Origin of the sequence: Pontibacter ruber, from assembly GCF_023630205.1 — a bacterium.
GTDB lineage: Bacteria > Bacteroidota > Bacteroidia > Cytophagales > Hymenobacteraceae > Pontibacter > Pontibacter ruber.
Genome location: NZ_JALPRR010000002.1, coordinates 226,199 through 250,673, shown reverse-complemented (window position 1 = coordinate 250,673; position 24,475 = coordinate 226,199). Strand labels below are relative to the sequence as shown.

General features: G+C 49.2%; 20 protein-coding genes. 9 read left to right on the top strand and 11 right to left on the bottom strand.

The window, feature by feature from the left end; all coding sequences use genetic code 11:
* Positions 1 to 49: 49 nt before the first annotated feature.
* Positions 50 to 877 carry a glycoside hydrolase family 25 protein gene (locus MJ611_RS07895; protein ID WP_250429127.1) on the bottom strand — a complete coding sequence of 276 codons (828 nt, stop codon included), beginning with the start codon at positions 875 to 877 and terminating at the stop codon, positions 50 to 52.
* A 172-nt stretch (positions 878 to 1,049) separates the two neighbouring features.
* Here MJ611_RS07895 and MJ611_RS07890 point away from each other — a divergent pair, with 172 nt between their 5' ends.
* Entirely contained in the window at positions 1,050 to 1,910 is an 861-nt protein-coding gene (locus tag MJ611_RS07890) for a M28 family peptidase (RefSeq protein WP_250429126.1), read from the top strand.
* A 161-nt stretch (positions 1,911 to 2,071) separates the two neighbouring features.
* Here MJ611_RS07890 and MJ611_RS07885 read toward each other — a convergent pair whose 3' ends face one another.
* Positions 2,072 to 3,181 (bottom strand): alanine racemase, encoded by a 1,110-nt coding sequence (locus tag MJ611_RS07885; RefSeq protein WP_250429125.1) that lies wholly within the window; start codon positions 3,179 to 3,181, stop codon positions 2,072 to 2,074.
* Positions 3,182 to 3,392: 211 nt separating this feature from the next.
* On the opposite strand from MJ611_RS07885, the gene hemN reads away from it, so the two are divergent.
* From hemN to MJ611_RS07870, 3 genes are all read left to right on the top strand, one after another.
* Complete coding sequence (gene hemN, locus MJ611_RS07880) at positions 3,393 to 4,772, top strand: oxygen-independent coproporphyrinogen III oxidase (RefSeq protein WP_250429124.1); 1,380 nt, start codon at positions 3,393 to 3,395, stop codon at positions 4,770 to 4,772.
* Between the two features lie 732 nt (positions 4,773 to 5,504).
* Entirely contained in the window at positions 5,505 to 6,044 is a 540-nt protein-coding gene (locus MJ611_RS07875) for a CopD family protein (protein ID WP_250429123.1), read from the top strand.
* Between the two features lie 58 nt (positions 6,045 to 6,102).
* Positions 6,103 to 6,747 carry a hypothetical protein gene (locus MJ611_RS07870; protein ID WP_250429122.1) on the top strand — a complete coding sequence of 215 codons (645 nt, stop codon included), beginning with the start codon at positions 6,103 to 6,105 and terminating at the stop codon, positions 6,745 to 6,747.
* A 64-nt stretch (positions 6,748 to 6,811) separates the two neighbouring features.
* Here the strand turns inward: MJ611_RS07870 and rluF are convergent, their stop codons facing one another.
* From rluF to ctlX, 3 genes are all read right to left on the bottom strand, one after another.
* Complete coding sequence (rluF, locus tag MJ611_RS07865) at positions 6,812 to 7,834, bottom strand: 23S rRNA pseudouridine(2604) synthase RluF (RefSeq protein WP_250429121.1); 1,023 nt, start codon at positions 7,832 to 7,834, stop codon at positions 6,812 to 6,814.
* 155 nt (positions 7,835 to 7,989) lie between these two features.
* Positions 7,990 to 8,901 (bottom strand): AEC family transporter, encoded by a 912-nt coding sequence (locus tag MJ611_RS07860; RefSeq protein WP_250429120.1) that lies wholly within the window; start codon positions 8,899 to 8,901, stop codon positions 7,990 to 7,992.
* A 127-nt stretch (positions 8,902 to 9,028) separates the two neighbouring features.
* Positions 9,029 to 9,961 carry a citrulline utilization hydrolase CtlX gene (gene ctlX / locus MJ611_RS07855; protein WP_250429119.1) on the bottom strand — a complete coding sequence of 311 codons (933 nt, stop codon included), beginning with the start codon at positions 9,959 to 9,961 and terminating at the stop codon, positions 9,029 to 9,031.
* A 470-nt stretch (positions 9,962 to 10,431) separates the two neighbouring features.
* Here ctlX and MJ611_RS07850 point away from each other — a divergent pair, with 470 nt between their 5' ends.
* Positions 10,432 to 12,516 (top strand): T9SS type A sorting domain-containing protein, encoded by a 2,085-nt coding sequence (locus MJ611_RS07850; protein WP_250429118.1) that lies wholly within the window; start codon positions 10,432 to 10,434, stop codon positions 12,514 to 12,516.
* Positions 12,517 to 12,772: 256 nt separating this feature from the next.
* On the opposite strand, the gene MJ611_RS07845 is transcribed toward MJ611_RS07850, so the two are convergent.
* Positions 12,773 to 14,551, bottom strand: a complete 1,779-nt coding sequence (locus MJ611_RS07845; protein WP_250429117.1) for an aminopeptidase P family protein — start codon at positions 14,549 to 14,551, stop codon at positions 12,773 to 12,775.
* Between the two features lie 258 nt (positions 14,552 to 14,809).
* Here MJ611_RS07845 and MJ611_RS07840 point away from each other — a divergent pair, with 258 nt between their 5' ends.
* Positions 14,810 to 15,730, top strand: a complete 921-nt coding sequence (locus tag MJ611_RS07840) for a bestrophin family protein (protein ID WP_250429116.1) — start codon at positions 14,810 to 14,812, stop codon at positions 15,728 to 15,730.
* A 192-nt stretch (positions 15,731 to 15,922) separates the two neighbouring features.
* Positions 15,923 to 17,509 carry an amidohydrolase family protein gene (locus tag MJ611_RS07835; protein WP_250429115.1) on the top strand — a complete coding sequence of 529 codons (1,587 nt, stop codon included), beginning with the start codon at positions 15,923 to 15,925 and terminating at the stop codon, positions 17,507 to 17,509.
* A gap of 171 nt (positions 17,510 to 17,680) precedes the next feature.
* Here the strand turns inward: MJ611_RS07835 and MJ611_RS07830 are convergent, their stop codons facing one another.
* The gene (locus tag MJ611_RS07830; RefSeq protein WP_250429114.1) at positions 17,681 to 18,283 is read right to left on the bottom strand and encodes a short chain dehydrogenase; all 603 of its coding nucleotides are present in this window, start codon (positions 18,281 to 18,283) and stop codon (positions 17,681 to 17,683) included.
* 564 nt (positions 18,284 to 18,847) lie between these two features.
* On the opposite strand from MJ611_RS07830, the gene MJ611_RS07825 reads away from it, so the two are divergent.
* Positions 18,848 to 19,279, top strand: coding sequence for a lipocalin-like domain-containing protein (locus tag MJ611_RS07825; RefSeq protein WP_250429113.1), 432 nt, complete (start codon positions 18,848 to 18,850; stop codon positions 19,277 to 19,279).
* Positions 19,280 to 19,489: 210 nt separating this feature from the next.
* Here MJ611_RS07825 and lepB read toward each other — a convergent pair whose 3' ends face one another.
* The 4 genes from lepB to MJ611_RS07805 form a co-directional block, all read right to left on the bottom strand.
* Complete coding sequence (gene lepB, locus MJ611_RS07820; protein WP_250429112.1) at positions 19,490 to 20,590, bottom strand: signal peptidase I; 1,101 nt, start codon at positions 20,588 to 20,590, stop codon at positions 19,490 to 19,492.
* Between the two features lie 140 nt (positions 20,591 to 20,730).
* Positions 20,731 to 21,417 carry a DUF4272 domain-containing protein gene (locus MJ611_RS07815; protein ID WP_250429111.1) on the bottom strand — a complete coding sequence of 229 codons (687 nt, stop codon included), beginning with the start codon at positions 21,415 to 21,417 and terminating at the stop codon, positions 20,731 to 20,733.
* 98 nt (positions 21,418 to 21,515) lie between these two features.
* Positions 21,516 to 22,304 carry a DUF4261 domain-containing protein gene (locus MJ611_RS07810; protein WP_250429110.1) on the bottom strand — a complete coding sequence of 263 codons (789 nt, stop codon included), beginning with the start codon at positions 22,302 to 22,304 and terminating at the stop codon, positions 21,516 to 21,518.
* Positions 22,305 to 22,430: 126 nt separating this feature from the next.
* On the bottom strand, positions 22,431 to 22,877 hold the full coding sequence (locus MJ611_RS07805) for an Imm51 family immunity protein (protein ID WP_250429109.1): 447 nt from the start codon (positions 22,875 to 22,877) through the stop codon (positions 22,431 to 22,433).
* A 291-nt stretch (positions 22,878 to 23,168) separates the two neighbouring features.
* Here MJ611_RS07805 and MJ611_RS07800 point away from each other — a divergent pair, with 291 nt between their 5' ends.
* Positions 23,169 to 24,413, top strand: coding sequence for an efflux RND transporter periplasmic adaptor subunit (locus MJ611_RS07800; protein ID WP_250429108.1), 1,245 nt, complete (start codon positions 23,169 to 23,171; stop codon positions 24,411 to 24,413).
* The last annotated feature ends 62 nt before the right edge of the window (positions 24,414 to 24,475 follow it).

Sequence of the window (24,475 nt, the reverse complement as noted above, 5' to 3'; positions counted from 1 at the left end):
TAAGTATGAACAGGCAGAAAAGGCGCAGCACGAAGCTGCGCCTTTTCTGTTATTTGCCTGCTGTAGGCTTAAGGCAAATGTTGCGAAGTTCCTGGCTGCTTCCGTAAAAAATGTTGCAGTCTACGGTGCCTTCTATTCCGTCAATTTCGCCGTTATCGGTGTGTTGCCAGAACGCGAGCCGGGTCTTGTCGTTTCGTTTCAATGCCAGTTCAGGCACTTTGTAGTGGGCTATCCAGAGGTGGTATTCGTCAAAATAGCCTTCCAGGTGGTCTTTGTAAAAACTATAGCCTGTGTACAGGATCGGCTTAACACCATACGCCCGCTCGACCAGCACCAACCACTCTTTCAGGTCGCTGCGAAACTCCTTGATCGGTTTACGCCCTCTTACCTCCACATCCAGCACGGGTGGCAGATCGCCTGGCTCCAGCTTTACGGTATTGATAAAATTCTTTGCCTGTTTTTCCGGCTTCTGGTGCGGCACATAAAAATGATAGGCTCCCCGGATGATGCCTGCCTGGTACGTCTGTTCCCAGTTGCGGGCAAAGTGGCTGTCCTTTAACCGGGCCCCTTCCGTGGCTTTTAAAAATGCAAAGCCTACTTCGCTCTCCCGAACCTTAACCCAGTCTATGTCCCGCTGATACTTGGATACATCTATCCCCCGTACGTTAAGCCCCTGCGGCCAGACAGTAGGCTCCTTTCTGTCCACGAAGAACTCCACGTACAGCACCAGCAAGGCAATAGCGGTCAGCACAGCAATGCCTCCCCAGAAAAATACAGGCGACTGCTTTTTTTGCTGCTTTTTGCGCTTTGCAGGTGCCCGCTTTACGGGTGCTTTCTTAACAGGTGCTTTTTTGACAGGAGCCTTGGATGTTTGCATGTATACCTCCACTGCAAAGGTATAATTTTAGGAGAAAACCCAAGCCGCCAATCAAATGGTTTATAACATCAGCTGTATAGTTTCATACTTCTGATTACAGATTTTTGTAAAGGATTCGTCAGCAACAATAAGCTTCGCCGTAAGAGGTAGCATATTTTGTGAAAATAAACTCATGAACAGCAAGGAAAGATTATACCAGGATGTGCTCGCGCTGACGTCTCTTACACCGGCCAGAAATTACATGAACATGGATTCGCTGAACGAGGCAGCTGCCTATATCAGAACGGAACTGGAGAAACTTGATTGCCAGGTGAAAGAGCAACCTTATGAGGTGGATGGCCGGACCTACAAGAACATCATTGCCTATTTTGATGGCAACAGTGCAGAGGAGCGGTTGGTAGTAGGTGCCCACTACGATGTGTGCGGCAACCAGCCGGGTGCCGACGATAACGCCAGTGGCGTAGCCGGCATGCTCGAAACTGCCCGCTTGCTGCACCAGAACAAGCCTGCCCTGCGCCACCCCATCGAGTTGGTAGCCTATTGCCTGGAAGAGCCTCCCTTCTTTGCCAGCGAGGACATGGGCAGCGCTTTCCATGCCCGGTCGCTGCATAAGCAGGGCGTAAAAGTGAAGGCCATGGTGTGTTATGAAATGATCGGCTACTTTTCAGATGAGCCCAACTCCCAGCAATTCCCGGCCCCCCAACTGGCAAAATACTACCCCAATACCGGCAATTTTATAGTGGTGGTAGGCAAAACCGGACAGGAGAAGTACACAGAACACGTCCGTGACCTGATGCGGCAGCAAACCACCGTTGATGTGCAGTCGGTAAACCTGCCGGAAGGCTTTGGCCTGGTGGGCCTCTCCGATCACCGCAACTACTGGAAGTATGACATCAACGCCGTCATGATCAACGATTCTTCTTTCCTGCGCAACCCGCACTACCACCAGACGAGCGATACCATCGACACGCTGAATTTTGATAAAATGGCCGCCGTGGTAAAAGGAGCTTACGAGGCCATTATCCGGCTGTAAGTATAAATTTGTGGCCCGAGGTTTTGAGTTCGTTGTGTACTAGCTATACTTGGACTTCATACCCAACTGGGCCGGATGCCCCACTATAGCAAGTCACGAGCGAGGACGCTCGCGCCATATCATTGCCTTCCAAAGTATAAACAGCTGCTTTATACTTCCTGTCACCATTGTGGCACACCTGACAAGTGCTCCAGGCGCCTGCCGTCCAGTGTCAGGTAGCTTTTCATCACATCGGCGGTAAGGCAGGAATGAATGGGAAGTATACCCATTACGTCACCGATCCTGTAGTGGTCGAACAGGGCCTTGTTGTGAATGCGCACCACCCCGTGCTCCTGCGACAAGGAAACCACTGCCGCATCAGCCAAGGGCGCAGACCATCCTTGCGGCGTAAACTCTACCACGCGCCCGAAGATTACAGAACCGTCTTCCTGGAGCAGGTTGTCTTTAGAAAAGTGCACGCTGCCCCCGTACAGGATGATCTCGTTGCGGTCCGGGTGTTTGGCTACTACCGGGCAGGCCATGCATACTGCTATCTGCTCGTAGGTACAGGAGCCGATGTGCTGCTGCGTCAGGTCGTAAAACACGTAATTGCCGGGCCTGATCTCGTCTACCCCTCTCAGCTCTTCCAGCACACTGCAGGAAGGCGTATCGCCCAAAGAAAGCTGCAGGCCCGGAAAGTGGTTTTTGTAACGATCGCGCACCAGGTTAAGCAGGTAAACCGTGGTGTTATGGATGGTTTGAATCTCTTCTTTCTCTGTCTGTTTATAGGTATGGCCGTCGTGGGCCAGGAAACCGGCGAAGCGTAGCAGTTCGCTCCTGGTGGTGAGATTCAGGATGTGGTCCAGTTCCTGGTGGCTGTGCGGCGTTACGCCGGTGCGGTGATAGCCGGTGTCGATCTTCACCCACAGGTTTACCGGGTATTGCAGCTGCCCAATCAACGCTTCCACCGTCTCAGGGTTTACGGCCACCACATGCAGTTGTATCCGCGAAGCCAGTTCGTTTACCAGGCCCATCTCCCGGATGTTCATTGGAATGGCCACCATGATATCGTTCCAGCCATGGGCAGCAAAGTACTGTGCCATCCGCAGCGAAGACACGGTGATGGCCGTGATGCCCTGCTCCCGAAACCACTCCCCTACCTGCGCCGACTGATGCGTTTTAAAATGTGGGCGCAGGCGGACCTGGTTGCGTGCTGCCTTCTCCACCATCATGGCAATGTTCTGTCTGCACTTCTTTTCATCAAGCAGTAAGGTTGGCGTGGCGATATCCATGGCTGTATCTTCTTAGGGTTTGCTGTGTTTTGTACCTCAGGGTGCTGCAAAGTATAAATTTCTGTTGAATTAGCCAGTATTGATAATAATCATCTACTGGTACTGATAAATGTCATTTCTTACGGGCCTTTCACTCCCGACCTTTGTACCAGTTGAGGAGACCAGTTAAGGAATCTTCTATACTTTACATAATAATCAAACTGGAAAATATATGGTTACGCCTGTTTCAATACCTACCCCTGCCGAGTTGCTGGCAAAGTACGATGTGCCATCGCCGCGCTACACCAGCTACCCGACGGTTCCCTTCTGGGACGAGAAGCCACTGACAGAGGAGCGTTGGAAACTACATGTGCAACAGGCTTTCCGCAAAACCAATTCTAAGGAAGGCATCAGTTTGTACCTGCACCTGCCCTTTTGCGAGCAGTTGTGCACCTACTGCGGCTGTAACAAGCGCATCACGAAGAACCATGCCGTAGAGGAGCCTTACATGGCCGCCCTGCTGCAGGAGTGGGAGCAATACCTGACCCTGTTCGACGAAAAGCCCCGCATCACGGAGCTGCATTTAGGGGGCGGTACGCCTACCTTCTTCAGCGCGCAGAACCTGAAAACATTGCTGGAGAAGCTGCTGGAGAAAACAGAAGCAACACCGGATGCCGCTTTCAGCGTGGAGGTACACCCCAATGCCACCAATGCCGAGCAACTGCAGGTGCTGTATGATCTGGGCTTCCGCAGGCTGAGCGTGGGTATCCAGGACTTCGATCCGAGGGTACAGTTCGTGATCAACCGCATCCAGACATTTGAGAAGACAAAAGAGATCTTTGATGCCGCCCGCACCATTGGTTATACTTCCATTAACGGCGACATTATCTACGGCCTGCCACACCAGACGGCCGACAGCGTTCGCAACACCATCGAGAAAGTGAAAGAGCTGCGCCCCGAGCGGATTGCTTTTTACAGCTATGCACACGTGCCCTGGAAGAGCAAAGCCCAGCGCCGCTACTCCGAAGCCGACCTGCCTGTTCCGGAAGTGAAGCGTGGCCTCTACGAGCTTGGCCGGGAAATGCTGCAGGAGGCCGGCTATATCGAAACTGGCATGGACCACTTTGCCCTGCCGGAAGATGAGCTTTGCATTGCCTCCGCGAAAGGCACCCTGCACCGTAACTTCATGGGCTACACGCCACGCCACACTGAGTTGCTGATCGGTTTAGGAGCCTCCAGCATTTCGGATACCGGCACTGCCTTTATGCAGAACGTGAAAGAAGTAGAGGCGTATGAGGAGGCTGTGTTCTCCGGGCACCTGCCTATTCTGAAAGGCCACGAGCTGACCGAAGAAGACATGCTGCTGCGAAAACACATCCAGAACCTGATGTGCCGCGACTTTACCAGCTGGGACTCAACAGAGCTGCCATACTTTGTAGATGCCCTCATCCGCCTGCAGTCCCTTGCGGAAGATGGCTTGGTAGAATACACGGACAAGAGCATACAGGTGCTGCCAGCCGGCAAGCCATTCGTGCGCAACATTGCCATGTGCCTTGATGCCCGCCTCTGGGCCAGCCAGCCTACTACACCGGTGTTTAGTAAATCGGTTTAAGTATAAAAGTATAAGGTGGAGCAGAAGCGGAGGATCAGTTACCTGGTCTTCCGTTTTTTGTTTTGGCTTGCCCAATTGTTCACTCTTCTTGTCATTTCGACAAAAGGAGAAATCTGGATCAGCTAAAGTACAAACCAACCCCTAGCCCCTCCGAGGAGGGTAATTTTTGCCTGATGCCTCTTTGCAAGTATAAGTTTTATAGTTGCTGTGATCCAACCACCCCTGCCCCTCCTTGTCTAAGGAGGGGAGTTTCACGGCCTGTTGCTATATTTGATATTATGCTTTCATAGCTACAGCGCGGACAGGTCGCGACCTGTCCCTACACATGGGTTCCAGTTGCAAAGCCGCTTACCAAGCAGTGTAGTTCCCAGTCCTCGGGTTGAGCGCCTTTGATTTGTTGCGGTGCCCGTAAGGGCAGCCCGCAGCGCAAGCGAGGAGCAGCTTCAAATCAACAGCGCGATGCCCGAGGACGAGGCCCCGCGGCCGTGAGCGCACCAAAGCTAACGATGAAAGTATAGGCAAGTAGGACTGGGGAAGAAAGGTAGCTATGAAGCAGCAGGCTTGTTTGCTACAAGTATAAACCTCAGCTATAGAACTGTATCAGATATCTGGCAGTGTTCCAAGTTACAGAATCAGATTTCTCGTTACACTCGAAATGACAGTATAGTTCTTTACAGCAAGTATAACAATTCCCACTACCTTTGCAGTCAGCAACAACGCAAGTATAAGCACATGAGCTTTTTCTATATCAAGGCCCTGCACATCATTTTTGTGGTTACATGGTTTGCAGGTTTATTCTACATCGTGCGGTTATTCATCTACTACGCCGAGGCCGCAGAGAAGCCGGAGCCCGAGAAGAGTATACTTCAAAACCAGTTCAGGATCATGCAGAAGCGCTTGTGGTATGGCATTACGTGGCCGTCGGCTGTACTTACGCTTATCTTCGGGCTGACCATGTTGTACCTGTACGGCTCCATCCCCGGCTGGCTTGTCTGGAAACTGGCGTTTGTGGTGGGCTTGTACGTGTACCACTTCCTTTGCCATGGTATCTTCAAACAGCAACAGCAGGGTATCCTTAAGTATACTTCCACGCAACTGCGCATCTGGAACGAGGTGGCTACGCTCTTTCTCATCAGCATTGTATTTTTGGTGGTGCTCAAAAGCTCGCTTAGCATGTTGTGGGGCATACTGGGCCTCATCCTGTTTTCAGCTATGCTCATGTTGGCCATCCGTATTTACAAAAGGGTGCGCGAATCAGGTACCAAGGGTTAAGCATTTGCCTGTTTTGTGCCAGCATCAGAATGCTTACCTTTGAGAAAAACAACGACCTATGAAGCAACCGGACCTGAAGGCAAACGAGCGCGAACTGATCAAGTTGATCCGATTTTTCAGTAAGCGTGCGGAAAGAATGATGGCGGAAGGTGAACTGAGTCCGGAGCACACGCAACTGACCAGCGCCTGCCAGAACCTGGAAACTCAACTCTACACACACGCTCATAACCGCAGTGCCATACTCGATAAGCGGGAGCGGCTGAAAAACATTATTGAAGATAATGCCCAGTGCCCGAAGTGCCAGAAGGCCGATATGCTGAAGCGCACCGGCACCACTACCAACGACCACGGCTGGCGATGCAACACCTACAAGTGCCGCCGCTGCAACATCGCCTTCACCTGGAACAGGCCCAACAACCCCTGGCATATGGTGGAGTTCCTGGAGATGTACATACAGGAACTACAGCTGGGACTGGAGAACGAGCAAAACCCGGAAGTGATTGAGCATGTTGAGTCTTCTATAGCGCAGATGAACGATAGTCTGGATCGCCTGCGCCCGGTCCTGCAAACCTCGGATGAGGAAGTGGATGCCCTGGAGGAGAAAGAAAAAGAAATGGACCGGCTTATCCACCAGTTCAAAAATTACCTCCTGATCGAGAAAATAAAACTGGATACGTACCCGGGAGATTCTGAGGAAGAATAAAAGTATATTTTAGCAAAAGCCGGTGCATGAGGTAGATTTTTATACCCTGTGCACCGGCTTTTGCTTAGCGTCTTTTTCTGCCACTGCCCTTTGCTGCCGGGCTGTTCCGGCTGGCTCCCCGCGAACCGGCGCTGCTCTTTCCGCCGGATTTCCTGGATCCGCCTGCCTTTGATTCGCCTTTAGCAGCTCCGCTCTTCCCTCTATTTCCCCTTGCCTCACTTCTGCCAAAGCTGCTTTTTTTGCCAGCCCCTCCTTCCTTTCTTGCCGGTCTGCTGCCGGCTGGGGTTCTCTTCTGAGCAGGTTGGGTAGTTTGCGACTGTTGCGCAGCTGCTTTTTTCCTGCTTACGGAGCCCTCTTCTGTCTTAGTGGAATCCGCAACCATACGTTGGAGCATGGCTACTTCCGACTCGGTGAGTTCGCGCCACTGGCCCAGCGGAAGCTTCGCCAACGTGATGTTCATGATGCGGGTGCGTTGCAGTGTTTGCACTTCGTAGCCTAAGGCTTCGCACATCCTCCGGATCTGGCGGTTCATGCCCTGCGTAAGGATGATCCGGAACTTTTGCGGCCCCTCCTGCGCTACAAAGCACTTTTTCGTATTTACACCAAGTATGGATACCCCGCTGCTCATGTTGGAAATGAACTCAGGCGTAATGGGCTTGTCTACCGTCACGATGTACTCCTTCTCGTGTTTGTTGCCGGCACGCAGGATCTTGTTCACGATATCACCGTCATTAGTCAGGAAAATCAGCCCTTCCGAATCCTTGTCGAGGCGGCCGATTGGAAAGATGCGCTCGGGGTAATTAACAAAGCTGATGATGTTGTCTTTCTGGGAAGTATCGGTAGTAGTCTCGATGCCGGGTGGTTTGTTCAGGGCAAGGTATACGGGCTCCACCTGGTCTACCTCCAGCAGCCGGCCATCTATCCGCACCTTGTCTTTTGCTGTAACTTTTGTTCCGACTTCGGGCAGCTTTCCGTTCACGGTCACCCTCCCCTGCTCAATTAACTTGTCGGCTTCGCGCCTGGAGCAAGTACCGGTTTCGCTGATGAATTTATTTAAACGGGTTCCGTCAGATGAGTGCTGTGCCATGTGCTGTATTGCCAAAGCCGGCAAGTATAAACACCAGCCGGCTGTATAAGTATCGCTTACAAAATAACGATAAAACTTCAGAAATAGCTATTTCACGAAGGGGCTTGTGTTGTTAAAGTCCTAGTAACGCGCATCAGCAAGTATAGAATCCGGTGCTACAAACCCCTTATCAGCAGATACCAGATTGCCAACGTAAGGAAGGAAAGCGGAATGCCAAAGCCTACCATCATGGATGCCAGCCTAGGCTTTAATCCGTAAGAGATCGCCACAATAGAGGCCGTGATCATGGGGGCCATGCCTGCCTCCATGATACTGATCTGCACTACCCTGCCCCGCTCCCCGAGCACCAGCACGTAAAGTATAAAAATGAGTAGTGGCGCTAGGATCAGCTGGTACAGCAAGCCCAAGGCCAGAAAACGCCAATGCTTGCTGCGCCGCTCAATACGTAACTGAAAACCCACTGAAACCAGTGCGATCGGCGTCACGGTACTGCCCAATCGGTTGAAGACATCTTTCAGTTCATCCGGGAAATGCAGGTTGGCCACATTTAGGGCGAAGGCCAGCGCAAACGTAAGAAAAGGCGGAAAAGTAAGTATCTTTTGAGATATGGCTTTCAGGTCGGGCTTGCCTTTGGAAAAATAAGCTGCCAATGCAATGCCCAGCGTCGAGACCACCACGAAAGTGCCCGGCAGATCTACCAGAATTGCTGTTTGTAACCCCTCTTTGCCATAGAGCGCTTCAATAATAGGAAAGCCAACAAAGGAAGTATTGCCAAGCCCCGCGGTAAGTATAAGGCAGCCTACCAGCTTTTTAGACCAGCCATACAGCCGCCCAAGAAAATAGAAGAAAGCCGCAGCACCGGCAAAGCAAATCCAGGCTACCCCCACCGGCAGCAGAACCGAGTTATCGAGTTCCACCTCCGGAATAGCATAAAGTGCCAGTGCCGGCAGCGAAATATAAATGATAAACTGGTTCAGTACGACAGGCGTGTTCGCGGGAAACGCCGGCACACGGCGCAGCAACACCCCGACGATCAGGCACAGGAAAAGTAAAATAATGCTACTCATGCAGGTCAGCCAAACGGCAACAAGATACAGGAAATAAAGAAGCAGACTGCCACATAAGTTTATACTTCAAGCATAGGCAGCCCACTCCAAATACCTGTAGGCATACGGTTATAGTTGTGGAATGGGATTAAGCCGTTGGAACAAACACTTCCGCGATCATACAGCGGATGCTGCCGCCCCCTATTTTCTCGATCATGTGGATGGGCAAGGCCAGCAGGTGTTCGTTATGGGCTCTCAACTGATCTAATTGCTGCTCTGTGAGGCTCTCATAAGCAGCTTTCGACAGAACCAGGATAAGCTCGCCCTGCTTATTCTCGATCTGCAGCATGTTGCCGGCAAAGCTGTGGTAAGTTTGTTCTTTCGTGATCTCGATGATCTCTTTTCCGCTGGTTGTCAGGTGCGTGTACAGTTTCTCGCGGTCCTGCTCGTCCACCGTATCCATGGCGACCACGGCAAACGTAGCACCGATGCACATCATCACGTTGGTATGATAGATCAGTTCACCTGCCGGGCCATAGGCTTCGAAAGTAACAGCGCTGTAGCCGAGGGTATCGCAGAATTTCTGCAGCGGTTCCAAGGCCGTTCTGGGCGAGACTGCGGCATACGCTATCTTATTTACCCGGTCCAGCACCATACTACCGGTACCTTCCAGGAAAAGCGGCTCTTCCTGCGATTCAAAGTACTCCAGCGCCACATGCTCGTTGCATTTACAGGCTTCTTTCAGTTGTTGTATGATGTCTGTGCGGCGCTCCATCCGTCTGACGGCCGTTGTCATCGGGTAAGTGATCAGTTTGCCTTCTGCATGCGTGGAGAACCAGTTGTTGGGGAAAACAGAATCAGGCGTCACTGCATTTTCAGGGTCCCGTATCACAAGCACCTCCACTCCCAGCCCCTGCAACTCATTCACAGCATTGCGGAACTCGAGCAGGGCTATATCCTGTATCTGACCGGGTGTAAAATCGGGTAACCTCCGCTGGAAAGCGTTGGTTTTGGCGGCCTCCTCGTTAAAGCCAAAACTGGCCGGCTCGACCATCAGGATGGTGCTGGTGGTTTGTTTCATAGCAATTGGTAATGTCTATAAATGTTCTTAATTCTAAAACGTGACCACTTACATAACTCAGCTTCGAACGCTTAGTAAGTGGCCTAACAAACAAGTATAATTTTTGCCTGCTCCTGGCACACAACGTGCAGGCTTACAAATCTCTTCTCCTTAGCGGCAGTTTCCTTACCGGTTACTTCATTGATTTGCCTCTTTACAATATAAATAAACAAATAATAATTTTGACAAGTATACTTTAAAATATCAATCCTACTCACCCTTTGTTTCGGTAATACAGCCCAACGGCCATAGCACCCGCATACCAAACGACCTGTGCTATCCTTTCACAAATCTATGACAGGAAGCAGGCCAACTTACCTGCTAACTATAATTAAGCTATTCCTGCTCGCTACTACTGCCAAGGCAGTCAAAAAGTCCTTCTCAAGGCATATGTCTTTTCCTTAATTATTCAATTATCAGGATTCGCTACTATGAAAACATTTTACTTTAACTCAGTTGCCAGGGGGCGAAAATTCTTATTCTTCACATGTTTATGGTCTCCCTTTATACTTCTAGTGTCCTTTACACTCCAGGCGCAGGTACCGGTAAAGGAGTGGGATCGTACTTTTGGAGGAACTGGTTATGATGTGCTTAGGTCTGTACAACAAACTAAGGACGGAGGTTATATACTCGGGGGACTGTCTTACTCCAACCGAAGCGTTGATAAAAGTGAAGATAACAAAACGGTTTGTGATTCAGATGACCCTGATGAATGTTTCAGCGATTATTGGGTAGTGAAAACTGATGCAACAGGCAATAAGCAGTGGGAGCAGACTATTGGTGGCAATAAGGACGATCAGCTGATGTCTGTACAACAAACGCAAGATGGAGGGTACATACTAGGCGGATTTTCGGATTCAGACATAAGTGAGGACAAAAGTGAAGCCTCTCGTGGAAGTACTGATTATTGGATCGTTAAGCTCGACCACAGCGGCAACATTGAGTGGGATAAAACAATCGGCGGGCAGGAAGGTGATGCTCTCTCCGCACTTCAACAGACTGATGATGGTGGGTACATTATGGGTGGAACTTCCTTATCCGGGATTGGTGGAGATAAGACTGATATTCATTTTGGATACGGAGATTATTGGGTAGTAAAGACTGACGCAAGCGGTAAAATAGAGTGGAATAAGACATTTGGAGGCGATGATATAGAGCATTTTTCATCACTTCAACAGACAGAGGATGGTGGTTATATTGTAGGCGGTTCTTCATCTTCTTTTACTTTCATTAGTGATTATTGGATATTAAAACTAGATGCTCAAGGCGAGCAGCAATGGAACCGTGCTTATGGAGGTAACAGTACAGATCAACTGCAGTCTCTTCAGCAAACTGATGATATGGGCTACATCCTGGGAGGTTTCTCTTCCTCCGGAATCAGCGGCGACAAGACAGAGATGAATTTAGGATTTGATGATTATTGGGTGATAAAGGTTGATGCAAGCGGCAACATAAAATGGGACAAGACTATAGGCGGTGAGGGACATGACTGGCTCTATTCTCTTTATCATACATCTGATGGCGGTTATATTTTAGGTGGAGGCTCTGAATCTGGAATTAGTAAGTATAAGACAGAAGCATCTAAAGGGAGTTTTGACTATTGGATAGTAAAACTAAACAAAGATGGCGGAAGGGAGTGGGACAAAACATTAGGAGGTGAGAGGTCTGATGTACTTTATTCTTTGATGCAAACTAATGATGAAGGTTACATACTAGGTGGACATTCTAGTTCCGGCATTAGTGGGGACAAAAGCGAAGCGAGGCGCGGTAGAGATGACTGGGATGACCCTGACTACTGGGTCATAAAGCTAAGCCCAGAATCATGCACCCCACCTACCCCATACATCACTGTCATCCCAACATCTGACGTTTACACTGGAGGTGATCCTTCTACCATTTACCTGGGCTACGGGGCGCAAAGTGTGCAGCTAGTGGCAAGTGGCGCAGAAAGTTATGAATGGAGCCCTTCCACTGGCTTAAGCAGCACAACGGTAGCTGATCCGGTCTTTACCCCTACCGCCGCCGGCACCTATACCATTACCGTTACCGCTTACAACGGCGCCTGCTCGGCCACGGCTTCGGTTACCATCACGGTAGTGGATATTCACTGCGGTAAAGGCAAAGTACAGGTTTGCCACAAAGGCAAGCAGCTCTGTATCTCTACTTCGGCTGTGGCCGCGCACCTGCGCAACCACAAGCAAGATAGGCTGGGTAACTGCAGCAACAGTATGGTAGCAGAAGACAATGTTACTGTGACCATTCCGCTGAGAGTGAAACCCAACCCTATCCGGGATTGGGCCGATGTGGAGTTTAGTTTACCACTGGAAGGAGACTACCGCCTCGAGCTGTACAACTCCAACGGCAAAATGCTGGGCGTGGTGGCCCAGGGTCAGGGACAGGAAGGCCAACTGGTGCAACTTGAACTTAAAGGAGAGCAGCTCAGAGAGGGTGTGTATTACCTCCGCCTCACTACCCCGGACAAGGTACAGACGGTACGACTGATACTTGAAAAGTAAAAAACGGATGTAAGCTTGACTTAAAATCTGAAGCAAGTATAGCAAACATTGCTTCATTAGCTAAACAGCCACTTTACAGGTTCTGTAAAGTGGCTGTTTATTTTTTTATAACAAACCTCCAGTATCAACATCAAACACTCGCAGGAGCTGCGCACGCTGCGAGGTTTTTAAAAAATACCTTAACGAAAAGAACAGGCTATACCTGCCCCAGCAAGTATAGCCTGTTTACTTCAATCAACTCGAGACTCAGAACTCTCTAGATCGCTTTTGCTTTCTCTTTCAGCCAGTTCAGTTCATCCTCGTTCAGGTGCGGGCCAACGCGGTCTACTACCATCTGGTTGTAGCTGTTGAGCCACTTGATCTGGCGCTCTTCCAGCAGCTCTTTTTTCACCGGTGTTGTGTCGATCAGCGCTACAGTCAGGTGCTCGAACGTATAGAATTCTCCGAAATCGTTGGTCTCATCCGGAATGGTGAGTACCAGGTTTTCGATACGGATGCCGTACTGTTCCGGACGGTAAATGCCGGGCTCAACGGAGGTGATCATACCCAGCTCGATATCAACAGGTGTTGGTGTCGGGTTGAACACGTGCGGGCCTTCGTGCACGTTCAGGAAAAAGCCTACGCCGTGACCGGTGCCGTGGCCATAGTTGCGGGCATAGTCCCAGAGCGGCTTACGCGTGATGGCGTCGATCTGGTAACCGCGCGTGCCTTTCGGGAAGCGGGCCGTAGCTCCGTCGATCATGCCTTTCAACACTAATGTATAGTCTATCTTCTCTTCTTCTGTCAGGTTGCCCAGCGATACCACACGCGTAATATCAGTCGTACCGGTGCGGTACTGTCCGCCCGAATCCAGCAGGAACAGGCCGTCTGCTTTCAGCTCCACATCACTTTCCGGCGTAGCTTTATAGTGTGGCAAGGCACCGTGTGCTTTGTAGCCGGCAATGGTATCGAAACTCTCGCCCACAAAACCTTCCTGCTCGGCACGGAAATCACGCACTTTATCAGCTACCGACATTTCAGTAATGCCGCCATTCGCCACATTCTCCTCCAACCATTTAAAGAAACGCGTTAAAGCTACCCCGTCTTTCACCATGGCATCGCGGGTGTTTTTCACCTCAACCTCATTTTTAACAGCCTTGAAGAAAGTAGTTGGGTTGGTATCCTGTATCACCCGCACTCCTTTCGGTAGCTGCTTGTATAGCGCGTAGCAGTTGCGCTTCGGGTCGATGAAGATGGAAGAACCAGCTGGCAGTTCTGCCAATACGCGCTCTACCATTTCATATGGTTGCAGCTCCACGCCGTCGGCCATCAGTTGCTTTTTATCTGCTTCGTTTAGCTTCACCTGGTCGATGAACAGGATGGTATTGTCCTGGCTGATGAGCGCAAAGCTCAGCACCACCGGGTTGCACTTCACATCTGAGCCGCGCATGTTAAACAGCCAGGCCATATCGTCCAAAGACGAGATCAGGTGGTAATCGGCTCTGTACTTTTTCAGGGCTGCGCGCAGGTCTTCCAGTTTTGCTGTGGTTGCTTTGCCCGTGATCTCCTCTCCTATCAGGTAAGCCGGAGCTGTTGGCAGTTCCGGTCTGCCTTCCCAGATCGGGTCGAGGTAATCGCGGTCGGTAGCCAGTTCTATACCCAGCGGAGCCAGTTGCTGCTCCAGTAACTGCGCCAGACCTACCGAGATCAGCTTGGCGTCATAAGCCACCACAGCCCCTTTGTCCAGACGCTCTGCCAGCCAGCCGATGTATTCCGGGGCATGCTGCACCTGCAGTTTCACCAGCTCAAAGCCGCTGCCTGCCAGTTGCTCTTCGGCCTGCACAAAATAACGGGCATCTGTCCAGAGGCCTGCAAAATCTTCAGTAATTACCAGCGTGCCGGCCGAGCCGGTAAAGCCGGAGGCAAAGTAGATGCACTTGTATCGGTCGGGCAGGTATTCACTTATATGCGGGTCAGCCGATGGGATGATGTAGGCGCTTACGCCCTGCTCTTTCATCTGCTGACGGATACCCGCTAATCTTTCTTTATAGCTCATAGGTTCAGTTTGTCTGTGAAGGAGCAAATTAAGGAAAGCTGATGAAAAATGCGCAGCAGACTTCTTTAAAACTCGCACGTTCTCTTCGGTAAACTTATACGTGCCAGGTATCGCTTTTGCAGCATGCCGAAACGAACGCAGGCTATAAGCAGTATGCAAATGGAATCATAGTTAAAGCAACGTATACATTCTGAAAATAACGCCCGTGCTATTCCGCTATCTTCTACATAATTTCCATCCTGAAATAACGATCAGCAGATGATCATCAGGCCCAGACATAATTGGCTCCGGATGCTTTTTGTCTGGAGAGGTTCTGTATTACAGCAGATCTTTCCCCGGTTGTTGTTGCTTGGGCTGATGTCGCTGATCGTAGTGGTTTTTCATGGGGAGTTCTTTAACTATAAGATTCCGCTCAACCCGGCTCCTTTTACCCTGATCGGGGTGGCGCTGGCTATATTCCTGGGGTTCCGGAACAGCGCCAGCTACGAGCGTTTCTGGGAAGGGCGCCGGCTCTGGGGTGCTTTGCTCAATTATACCCGTTCGCTGGCGCGGCAGGTAACCACCATGAGCGGACTTCCGGCTGACTCGGAACAGGTAGCCTACTTTGTGCAGTTGCTGATTGCTTTTACCTATTCCCTAAACCACCAGCTACGCAAAACGGACCCGACACCCGACCTGAAGCGCCTGCTTCCCCCGGACCTGGTGCAGGCTTTACTTGCTGTGAAGTATAAACCCATTATGATCTTACAGGAAATGGCAAGCTGGGTACAGCAACGCAGAGCAGCAGGTGCGTTGGATTCCATCACTTTCACAGCCTTTGACCAGAACTTCAACGAGCTGTCTAACATTGTAGGGGGTTGTGAGCGCATTGCCAGCACTCCTATCCCCTATCCTTACAGCATTCTGCTGCACCGCACGGTGTACATTTACTGTTTCCTGCTGCCGTTTGGCCTTGTAGACAGTATCGGCTGGATGACGCCTTTGTTCGTGGTTTTTGTAAGTTATACTTTTATGGCGCTCGATGCCATCATCAACGAGATAGAAGAGCCTTTTGGCACCGAAGCAAACGACCTGCCCCTGAACACGATGAGCAGAATGATCGAAACCACGCTCCTCGAAATTATTGGTAAACCGGCACTCACCTTCCCACAGAACAAAGAAGCCTACATCTCAGATTAAGATAAAGGCGAATTTACTCTTCAGCTATACCTGCCCGGCTATACTTATAAGAGCTCTGTATATTGGAAATGAGATATACTTTGTATATTGATGAAGCATTCGGTATGTATGGCTGAAGTACTGCAAAGCGCTTGTTCCCAGCACTTCGGCAGCAGCTACCACCGGAACTATCACCCTTATAACCGTTATCTTATGAAGTACAAAAAAGCCGGTTACCTTGTCCTGCTCAGCCTGTTCGTGCAGTTTAAGCTCTTTGCCCAAAGCCCGGCAACAGGCGTGCAAAAAGAAGGCGAAGGCCCCTGGCCACAACTCATTATCCGGGGGGTTACCCTGATCAACAGCACCGGCTCCCCGCCTACCGGCCCGGTAGACATCGTAGTGGAGAACAACCGCATTGTAGCCATCCGGAACGTAGGCGCCCCAGGCACCCCCATCGACCCGGCCCGACGTCCGCAACTGAAATCGGGCGGCAAAGAGCTGCAGGCGGAGGGCATGTACCTCTTGCCCGGCTTTGTAGATACACACGCTCATATCGGAGGTAAAGACAAAGGCGCCAGCCCGGAGTACGTGTTCAAACTATGGATGGCACACGGCGTTACCACCATCCGCGAACCGGGCTCGATGGAGGGTATAAAAACAGTGCTGGAGCTAAAAACCCAAAGCGCCAAAAACAGCATTACGGCTCCCAGAATCATCGCTTTTACCACCTTTGGGCAGGGTAGCAAAGAACCAATTGCTACTCCTAAACAGGCACGCGAATGGGTGCGGTCTAATGCAAAGCTTGGCGCAGATGGCATTAAGTTTTTTGGTGCTGCTCCCGAAATTATGCAGGCAGCCATAGAAGAAAATAAAAAATTAGGACTGCGTTCTACGGCCCACCATGCACAGACCGATGTGAGCCGTTGGAATGTGCTGAACAGCGCCCGCGCCGGCATGACCTCCATGGAGCACTGGTATGGTTTGCCAGAAGCTATGTTCACCGATCGTACCGTGCAGGATTACTCGCTGGATTACAACTACCAGAACGAGCAGGACCGTTTCAGCGAGGCAGGCAAGCTATGGAAACAGGCTGCTGCCCCACACTCGGAGCGCTGGAGCAAAGTAATGGACGAACTCATCTCGCTGGATTTTACCCTAAGTCCGACCTTTAATATTTACGAGGCCAACCGCGACCTGATGCGAGCGCGTACGGCCGAGTGGCACAAGGATTACACCATGCCCAAACTCTGGGATTTTTACGCGCCCAGCCGCCATTCGCACGGCTCGTACTGGCATTCATGGGGCACCGAGCAGGAAGTGCAATGGAAAGAAAACTACCGCCTCTGGATGACCTTCGTGAACGAGTATAAAAACCGCGGCGGCCGCGTAACCGTGGGTACCGACTCCGGCTTTATCTACGAGCTGTATGGCTTTGCGTATGTGCGCGAAATGGAGCTGCTCCGCGAAGCCGGCTTCCACCCGCTGGAGATCATTAGGGCTGCTTCGCTTAACGGTGCCACAGCTCTGGGTATGGAGAAAGAGATCGGCAGCGTAGAAATAGGCAAGCTGGCAGATTTTGTTATTGTGGAAGAGAATCCGCTGAAAAACCTGCAGGTACTTTACGGAACAGGCGCCATTCAGCTGGCCAAAGACGGAAAAGTAATTCGTGCCGGCGGCGTGAAGTATACTGTAAAAGACGGCATTGTGTACGACGCCAAACAGCTCTTGGCAGATGTGAAGAGCATGGTGGATGCTGAAAAAGCTAAGGCAAATTACCAGGTAACGCAGCCGGGTATGTAAGTATAAATCTATACTTGCTGTAGTTCAGTTGCAGTGGTAAAACGTTAAAAAAGCCTCCAGAAGATGCTCATTTCTTCAGGAGGCTTTTATACTTACCGGCCATACTCTTAAGCAGGCTGTATCTGCAGGATCGTACAGCAGAACGAGAAATAAAAAGGTTTCTGTATGATCCTAGAATACCCGGATGATCTCGCCTGTGCGTACGCCTTCTATACTTTTCACATAGGCGTTGACCACCCGTTCCATCGGTACCGGGTTATGCCCCGGAAAGTAACCGCCTATTGCCTCCATCGAATCTTCTACTACACCCGGACTTACGACATTGATGCGGATGCCTTGCCGGAACAATTCACCAGCGGCTCCCACCACAAAACCATTTACCGCACCGTTTACCGTACTGAGTATAACTCCCATAGCGATCGGATCATCGGCAAGTATTCCGGAGGTGAGCGTTATACTTCCGCCGGCATTGATGTAGCGCTGCCCGATAAGTGCCAGGTTGATCTGCCCCATCATTTTACTGCGGATACCTTCATAAAAATGTTCCTGGGTAAGCTCTTTTAATGAAGCCATTGGGGCACCCCCTGCTGCCACGACCAAGGCATCGATCTTACCGACGGAGTTAAACAATTCTTCGATGGAATGGGGGTCTGTCATGTCCATATGCACATCGCCGCTTTTGGTGCCAACCGTCACCAGTTCGTGCTTGTTTTGTAGCCTCCAGTAAATTCTTTTGCCGATGGTGCCGGTGCCGCCTACTAATAGAATCTTCATAGTTTCTGTGGATTTTAAGTAAGTTTTTAGAGTATACGGTATGCGGCAGATTATTTTAGCAAGTATGGTTTAAAGAGAATTTGTTGATGCAGCATTTGCACCAAATCTGCACTCGTGCAACTACTGCTCTTTATATTGATCAAGCAGATTTTCAGATCATTTTACTCGATACACAACTTCTGGCTAAGTAGGTTATCAATCGGGCTTTCAAAGTACAACAGGCTTACTTAGCTGCAGAGACAAAAAAGCTGTTATTTGCTTATTATCAATAAATTAGACTATAAATCAGATAACAAAAACTTAATCTGCAGAGTAATTAATTAGCAAAGGTCCTCAGCGTTAAACCTGTTCTTATGTTAGCAGACTTTGGTCTCAGCACTTGTAAGTCATCCCGCTCACCCTCATTTACTCTGTGTTTAGTTAATTGAAGAAAGAGCCTCCCAACAGGCTTGCTTTACTCAAGTAACAGACATAAGAAAGCCCCACTTCTAGCGGAAGAAAGTGCTTCCGTTTCCCTTCTGTACAAACATCAAAGTTTAACAGCCGCTTAACATCTTTAAAAACATGAATATGGATATAGCAAAGGAATTTATAGGCGTTTGGAGTCTTGTAAAATGGACAGCCCGGGAAGCAGATGGCCGGGAATCGCATCCTTTTGGAGAAGATGCCATTGGCCAGATTTTGTATGACCCTAACGGAAACATGATGGTCGAGTTGATGAAGCGGGAACGAAAACTGTTCGCTTCCGGTAACTTCCTGCAGGGCACTACGGAAGAAATCTTATCTGCTTACAACGGTTTTTTTGCCTATAGCGGTACTTACACGATAGACACTTCGGCAAAGGCGGTCACACACCACATCCAAATTTCCCATTTCCCGAACTGGGTAGGCCATGACCAGATCAGGTATTATACTTTCTCTGATGGGCAGTTAAGATTGAGTACACCTGTCATTGGCACAACCCAACATGAGTTTCTCTGGCAAAGGAAGCAGTAGTGATTTTGATGCTGGGAAGCCTGTAAGTATAGTAGTTTTCTTACACTAATATATTTCCGATTGCTCGTAATGGCTGGTACAAAAAGCGCGCTAGCCGTAGCCGCTGATTGGTTTATGTGTTTGATTAGATAAAATTATACTTCCTTCCTTTTTGACCCGATGCACTTTAACCATTAAGAAAAGCTGCTCCTGGTCTATCTATAAGCTTAACTAGTCGATCGGGTTAAACAGGCGGCTCCAACGAATTTTATCAAAAAAGCTCCCATACTCATAGGTAGACATCCAGATCATCACGGCTTTGCCAACGATGTGGTCGGCTGGCACAAAGCCCCAGTAGCGGGAGTCGAGCGAGTTGTGGCGGTTATCGCCCATCATAAAGTAGTAGTCCTGCTTAAAAGTATACTGCTTGGCTTCTTTGCCGTCGATGTAGAGCTTGCCGTCGCGTACCTGGGCATTTTCGTTGTGCTCGTACGAAAGTATTACTTTCTCGTAGAGCGGCAGTGTTTCCGGTGTGATGGCTACCGTAGCACCTTCTTTTGGTATGTACAGCGGACCGTAGTTGTCGCGGTTCCAGGCGTACTTGCTCGGCACATGCGGGAAAACCGCGTCAGCAGCCTCAGGCTGCTCCCACAGGACAACATCCTTGATGAAGCTCATCGCCTTTAACGCTGTTGCCTGCTCTGGCATGAGATCCAGCAAATAGCCCTTTTCCGAGAACACCACATCATGCAGGCGAATGCCCCGGTCCAAGAAAAACTTCTCGCTCAGCCGCTGATCTGTTATGATGTTGTACTTGTACTGCGCCTGCTCAGGTTCTCCAAAGGCCTTTCCGTTAATGTATACCTGCCTGTCGCGGATCGTGATGGAGTCGCCGGCTATGCCGATGCAGCGCTTGATGTAGTTAGTGCGCAGGTCGGCAGGGTGCTGCTCTTCCGGCGGGAAGTTAAATACCACCACATCATTGCGCTTTACTTCTGAAAACCCCGGCAGCCGGTATGATTTCAGCTGTATAGCGTCTGAATAAGAAGAAAGGTTGGTACCCCAGATGGTCTGGTGCGTGAGCGGCACCTGCAGCGGTGTCATGGGGGTGCGCGGCCCGTAGTGCAGCTTGCTTACAAACAGAAAGTCGCCTACAAGCAACGATTTTTCCATGGAAGGCGTCGGAATGGTATAAGCCTCGAACGTAGCCCAGCGAATCAGGCTGGCCGCCACCACAGCGAAAAGTATGGCATCGCCCCATTCTCGTAAAAACCCTTTCTTCTTTTTAGATTTCGTTTGAGTCAGATTCTTCTCCCAGATCTTTACTTGCATGTGAATAGGCTTTAATCACTGTTCCGGCATGACTTCACGCCATAAGTATGTTTAAGGTAGTTTTCTTTTTTGTCTAACGTGCACCCGGCTTTTCGGTGGTATGCTACCGCAAAGGTGTGTATGAGGTATAGTTTTCTCTTTTATGTATCACAAGTAATATCATCCCAGTCTTCGGCATAACAGGTAAGCCAATTGAAGGCATAGTGCCGTTCGTAGACAATATCGCTGCTGAAGTTAGCCGGCACTTCCTGCCCTTGCAGTTCTGCATTCCTGACTGCCCAATGCGCTCTGTAGATAAAGTCCGTCTCATCCAGTATTTCTTCTGTACTTCTGAGTTTGGCTTTTCCGATAAACTCCTTTAGTGACTTATACTTTCTTTGTGTCGCCTGATGCGCGTTATACACATCAGCCTGTTCTGTAGGCAAGTCCAGTTTCTCAATAAAGCCCAAAGCCCAGAACAGCACTTTCATGGCTTCTGTTCTCCAGCTTAATTCGTTCTCAAACTGTTTATTGGCTTTCTTCGACTGCAGGTATACTTTTTCATTTTCAGAGACATATTCCCACAAACCCATGCGCTTGAAGTATTCGACTGTACTCTCTCTTGTCAGCTCATCATAGGCATGCACGCAGTCTACCATCACAGATAGAATAATTAACCTTCTGACCACTTCCTGGCTGTTTCTTATCTTGGCTGTAGCATAATCTTCAACAAAAGGCAAGTGTGGGTTAACTGGCACGCCCAACTCTCTCAGGTTTTTCTCTGTCTGCTGTTTTCGCTGCTCAGCTGTTTTGTGCTTACTGGTGCCGAATAAATTGAGAAAGTTCAATTCCTTATAGTTTGATATTAGATGTGCTATAACGACTTGTATATACAGCAGACTCGTATAGCCGAGCATAATGGCTGCACCTTGTTCTAAGCTGTATTTTAGTATATTATTTTCAAGGTATTACCTTCTAGGAACTTACCTTTTGACTCTTTGATCTTTAATTTTTGTTCTGCTGAGATACCAATAGTTTCACCATCTTTCAACTTTACATCTTGAGCTATGACATAATGAGCCATATTAAACATTATTTCATTCAGTTCTTCCAGCGTACGTGATGAGTTGATGATCTCCATTTCCTTCTTATTAAACTCGGCAAGACCATAAGTATAGATAGACTGCTTTCCATTTTCTTGTCTTAACCCAAAGTAAACCCAGTTATACAGCGGCAAGTCTTCTTCTGACATTATTTCAGTATTACCTAAATAGAAATCTTTACTTATTAAGAGGGATCGTCCACCTATATACACCCCTAAAGATTTACTATTTTTCAAAACTGCTGAGGCAACTTTATTGAAAAGTAGATTTTCAGCTACAGGATCTTTTCCTCCATTCATCAAAGACAATATAATATGGCCTTTATGCTTGGTGGCTTCTTTTTCACCATTTGGCCACAGATAGTTATAGGCAGCTGTTTCCTCTATTTCAACTCCAGGAATAGGGACAGGCATGTTTCCGATTGCTACTCTATAACCATCAACCACAAGTACAGATGACTCATCACTTGATTCACTGTCATCCACTTCTAATTTCCAGTTGCCTCTCAACTCAGAAACAACTCCTTTTATATTAAGTGAATCAGCTTCTTCTAAAAGCACCATTCCCAAGATCAATGAACTTTTGTTCGATTCGTTACTTTTCTCTCTTTTAAAAAAGCTAAATAATCCCATGATAAAGTTTCCAGTAATTAGTAAAGTAATTGTTTGTTTTAGTTTATTTACTGCTTAACATACTCGTGCATAATGTGGGGAGGCATAACCGAAACCTATGTTATGAACTTTGTTGTACACTGTCTCCTATTCCATTTCTCCAGCTTGCTCAGCTACCTTTATGGCTTCCATCATGATGTTCTCATCAGATTTAACCACATAGATTAACCTCCCTATTTTTTCTAAACTTTCTTTATCAGAGCTCCAGATTGCTAGTCCTTCGGCTTCATCGTCAAAACTAATTTCAGAATGAATAGCTGGGTCCGACATTTGGATAGCTCCATATATGATTCCAAGCCAACTTGGGCCTCCTCCCTGATATCCTTTTTCACTCAAGTATTCAAAATGACTGTCCTCTTCATGCACATCATAGTAGTCAAGACGATATTCATTGGGGCTGATTTCAACAAGTTTTCCTCTCGTTTCTAATGTTGAATTATTCAGAGCTTTTACTAATTTATCATTTTTGGCTGTTTGACCGTTTCCGCTGCAACTCATAAGGATAAGAAAAAGAAAGGTGTAAAGAAGTTTCATATAGTTTTCAAATTCATACTTTAACTAGCTACTCCTGCTATACACCCAATCCGTCAGCTAACAGAAATAACAACCTCTCAAAATACATATAATTCTTCATATATACTTCTTAAAATCTTAAATAACCCAAGACAATCTTTCCCCTCCCAAAACCGCACAAACTGTTCAGTATTGAACACCTGCAAAAGCCTTAAAATCAACTTTTTACATCACAATTAGCTGTAAATCAATTAATTACATAACTGGCACCTTAATTGGCTATACTCTCACGAGCAAGTATAAAATAAAACTATGGATCGTGAATTATCAGCCACCACACAACAAGCCCGGAAGCGCAAACGCATCTGGCAACTAAGTATAGCAGTTGCCCTGGTGGTGGCAGCTATCTTTGGCTTTCGCGGCCTGATTACCCCAAGTATAGAAAGGGCCAGCCTTCGAACTGCCCGGGTAGAGGAAGGCCCGGTAGTAGCAACCATCACCGCTTCAGGTACGGTGGTGCCGGAGCATGAGCAGGTGATCACCAGCCCTATCCAGGCACGCATTGAGCAGGTGGTGCACAACACCGGTGAGCAGGTGCAACCCGGCGACCAGATCCTGCTCCTCGACCGGGCCTTCACCCAGCTGGCCTACGATAAGCTGAAAGATGAACAGGAACAAAGCAAGCACAAAACGGTGCAGCTGAACCTCAACCTGCAGAAGAAGCTCAACGCACTCAATTCTCAACTGGAGATAAAGCGCATGAACGTCAAGAGTCTGCAGGCGCAGCTCGAAGATGAAAAATACCTACTCAAAATAGGCGGCGGCACGCAGGAAAGCGTGAAACAGGCCGACCTTAACCTGAAGATCGCGCAGCAGGAACTGGCCCAGATTGAGCGCGACATGATAACCGAGCGCCAGTTACTGAAAGCCGACGAGCAGGAGCTAAAGTACACCCTGGCCATGCAGAGCCGCTCCATCGAAGAACTGCAGCGCAAGATGGAACAGGCCGAGGTACGCGCCACACAGCCCGGCGTGATCACATGGGTGAAGAATGAGATCGGCAGCAATGTGAATGCCGGCGACATCATTGCCCGCCTCGCCGACCTGAGCAGCTATAAAGTACAGGCCACCATTTCGGATGCCTTCGCTGAACAGCTTAGCCCCGGCGGCAGCGCCATCGTTCGGGTGAACGATACCGACCTGAAGGGCACCATCGCATCCATTAAACCTACTGTAGAGAATGGCACGGTCACTTTTTTTGTGGCCCTGGATGAGAAAGCGCACCAACTGCTGCGCCCCAGCCTGCGCGTGGATGTGTACGTGAGCACCGCCGCCCGAAACAAGACCCTGCGTGTGCAGAACGGCCCTTACTTCAAAAACACGGGCAAGCCACAGGTATACGTGCTGCAGGAAGGTGAACTCATACGCCGCGACGCAAAGATCGGTGTCAGCAACGTGGACTTTGTAGAGCTGGAAAGCGGCGTGCAGCCCGGCGAGGAAATAGTGATCTCCGATATGGCAGATTACCAGCACATGGACCGCATAAAAGTGAAATGAGTCGCGGGTTCTGAGTTCTGAGTCTCGAGTTGAAATAAAAGTCTTGTGTCTTAAGTCCTATG

Coding starts and splice junctions, on each gene's coding strand:
- MJ611_RS07885 (WP_250429125.1), bottom strand. CDS start 3,181: ATGGATATCGCCACGCCAACCTTACTGCTTGATGAAAAGAAGTGCAGA.
- MJ611_RS07875 (WP_250429123.1), top strand. CDS start 5,505: ATGAGCTTTTTCTATATCAAGGCCCTGCACATCATTTTTGTGGTTACA.
- lepB (WP_250429112.1), bottom strand. CDS start 20,590: ATGCAAGTAAAGATCTGGGAGAAGAATCTGACTCAAACGAAATCTAAA.
- MJ611_RS07895 (WP_250429127.1), bottom strand. CDS start 877: ATGCAAACATCCAAGGCTCCTGTCAAAAAAGCACCTGTTAAGAAAGCA.
- MJ611_RS07870 (WP_250429122.1), top strand. CDS start 6,103: ATGAAGCAACCGGACCTGAAGGCAAACGAGCGCGAACTGATCAAGTTG.
- hemN (WP_250429124.1), top strand. CDS start 3,393: ATGGTTACGCCTGTTTCAATACCTACCCCTGCCGAGTTGCTGGCAAAG.
- MJ611_RS07830 (WP_250429114.1), bottom strand. CDS start 18,283: ATGAAGATTCTATTAGTAGGCGGCACCGGCACCATCGGCAAAAGAATT.
- MJ611_RS07845 (WP_250429117.1), bottom strand. CDS start 14,551: ATGAGCTATAAAGAAAGATTAGCGGGTATCCGTCAGCAGATGAAAGAG.
- ctlX (WP_250429119.1), bottom strand. CDS start 9,961: ATGAAACAAACCACCAGCACCATCCTGATGGTCGAGCCGGCCAGTTTT.
- MJ611_RS07890 (WP_250429126.1), top strand. CDS start 1,050: ATGAACAGCAAGGAAAGATTATACCAGGATGTGCTCGCGCTGACGTCT.
- MJ611_RS07825 (WP_250429113.1), top strand. CDS start 18,848: ATGAATATGGATATAGCAAAGGAATTTATAGGCGTTTGGAGTCTTGTA.
- MJ611_RS07840 (WP_250429116.1), top strand. CDS start 14,810: ATGATCATCAGGCCCAGACATAATTGGCTCCGGATGCTTTTTGTCTGG.
- MJ611_RS07810 (WP_250429110.1), bottom strand. CDS start 22,304: ATGGGATTATTTAGCTTTTTTAAAAGAGAGAAAAGTAACGAATCGAAC.
- MJ611_RS07835 (WP_250429115.1), top strand. CDS start 15,923: ATGAAGTACAAAAAAGCCGGTTACCTTGTCCTGCTCAGCCTGTTCGTG.
- MJ611_RS07850 (WP_250429118.1), top strand. CDS start 10,432: ATGAAAACATTTTACTTTAACTCAGTTGCCAGGGGGCGAAAATTCTTA.
- MJ611_RS07800 (WP_250429108.1), top strand. CDS start 23,169: ATGGATCGTGAATTATCAGCCACCACACAACAAGCCCGGAAGCGCAAA.
- MJ611_RS07805 (WP_250429109.1), bottom strand. CDS start 22,877: ATGAAACTTCTTTACACCTTTCTTTTTCTTATCCTTATGAGTTGCAGC.
- rluF (WP_250429121.1), bottom strand. CDS start 7,834: ATGGCACAGCACTCATCTGACGGAACCCGTTTAAATAAATTCATCAGC.
- MJ611_RS07860 (WP_250429120.1), bottom strand. CDS start 8,901: ATGAGTAGCATTATTTTACTTTTCCTGTGCCTGATCGTCGGGGTGTTG.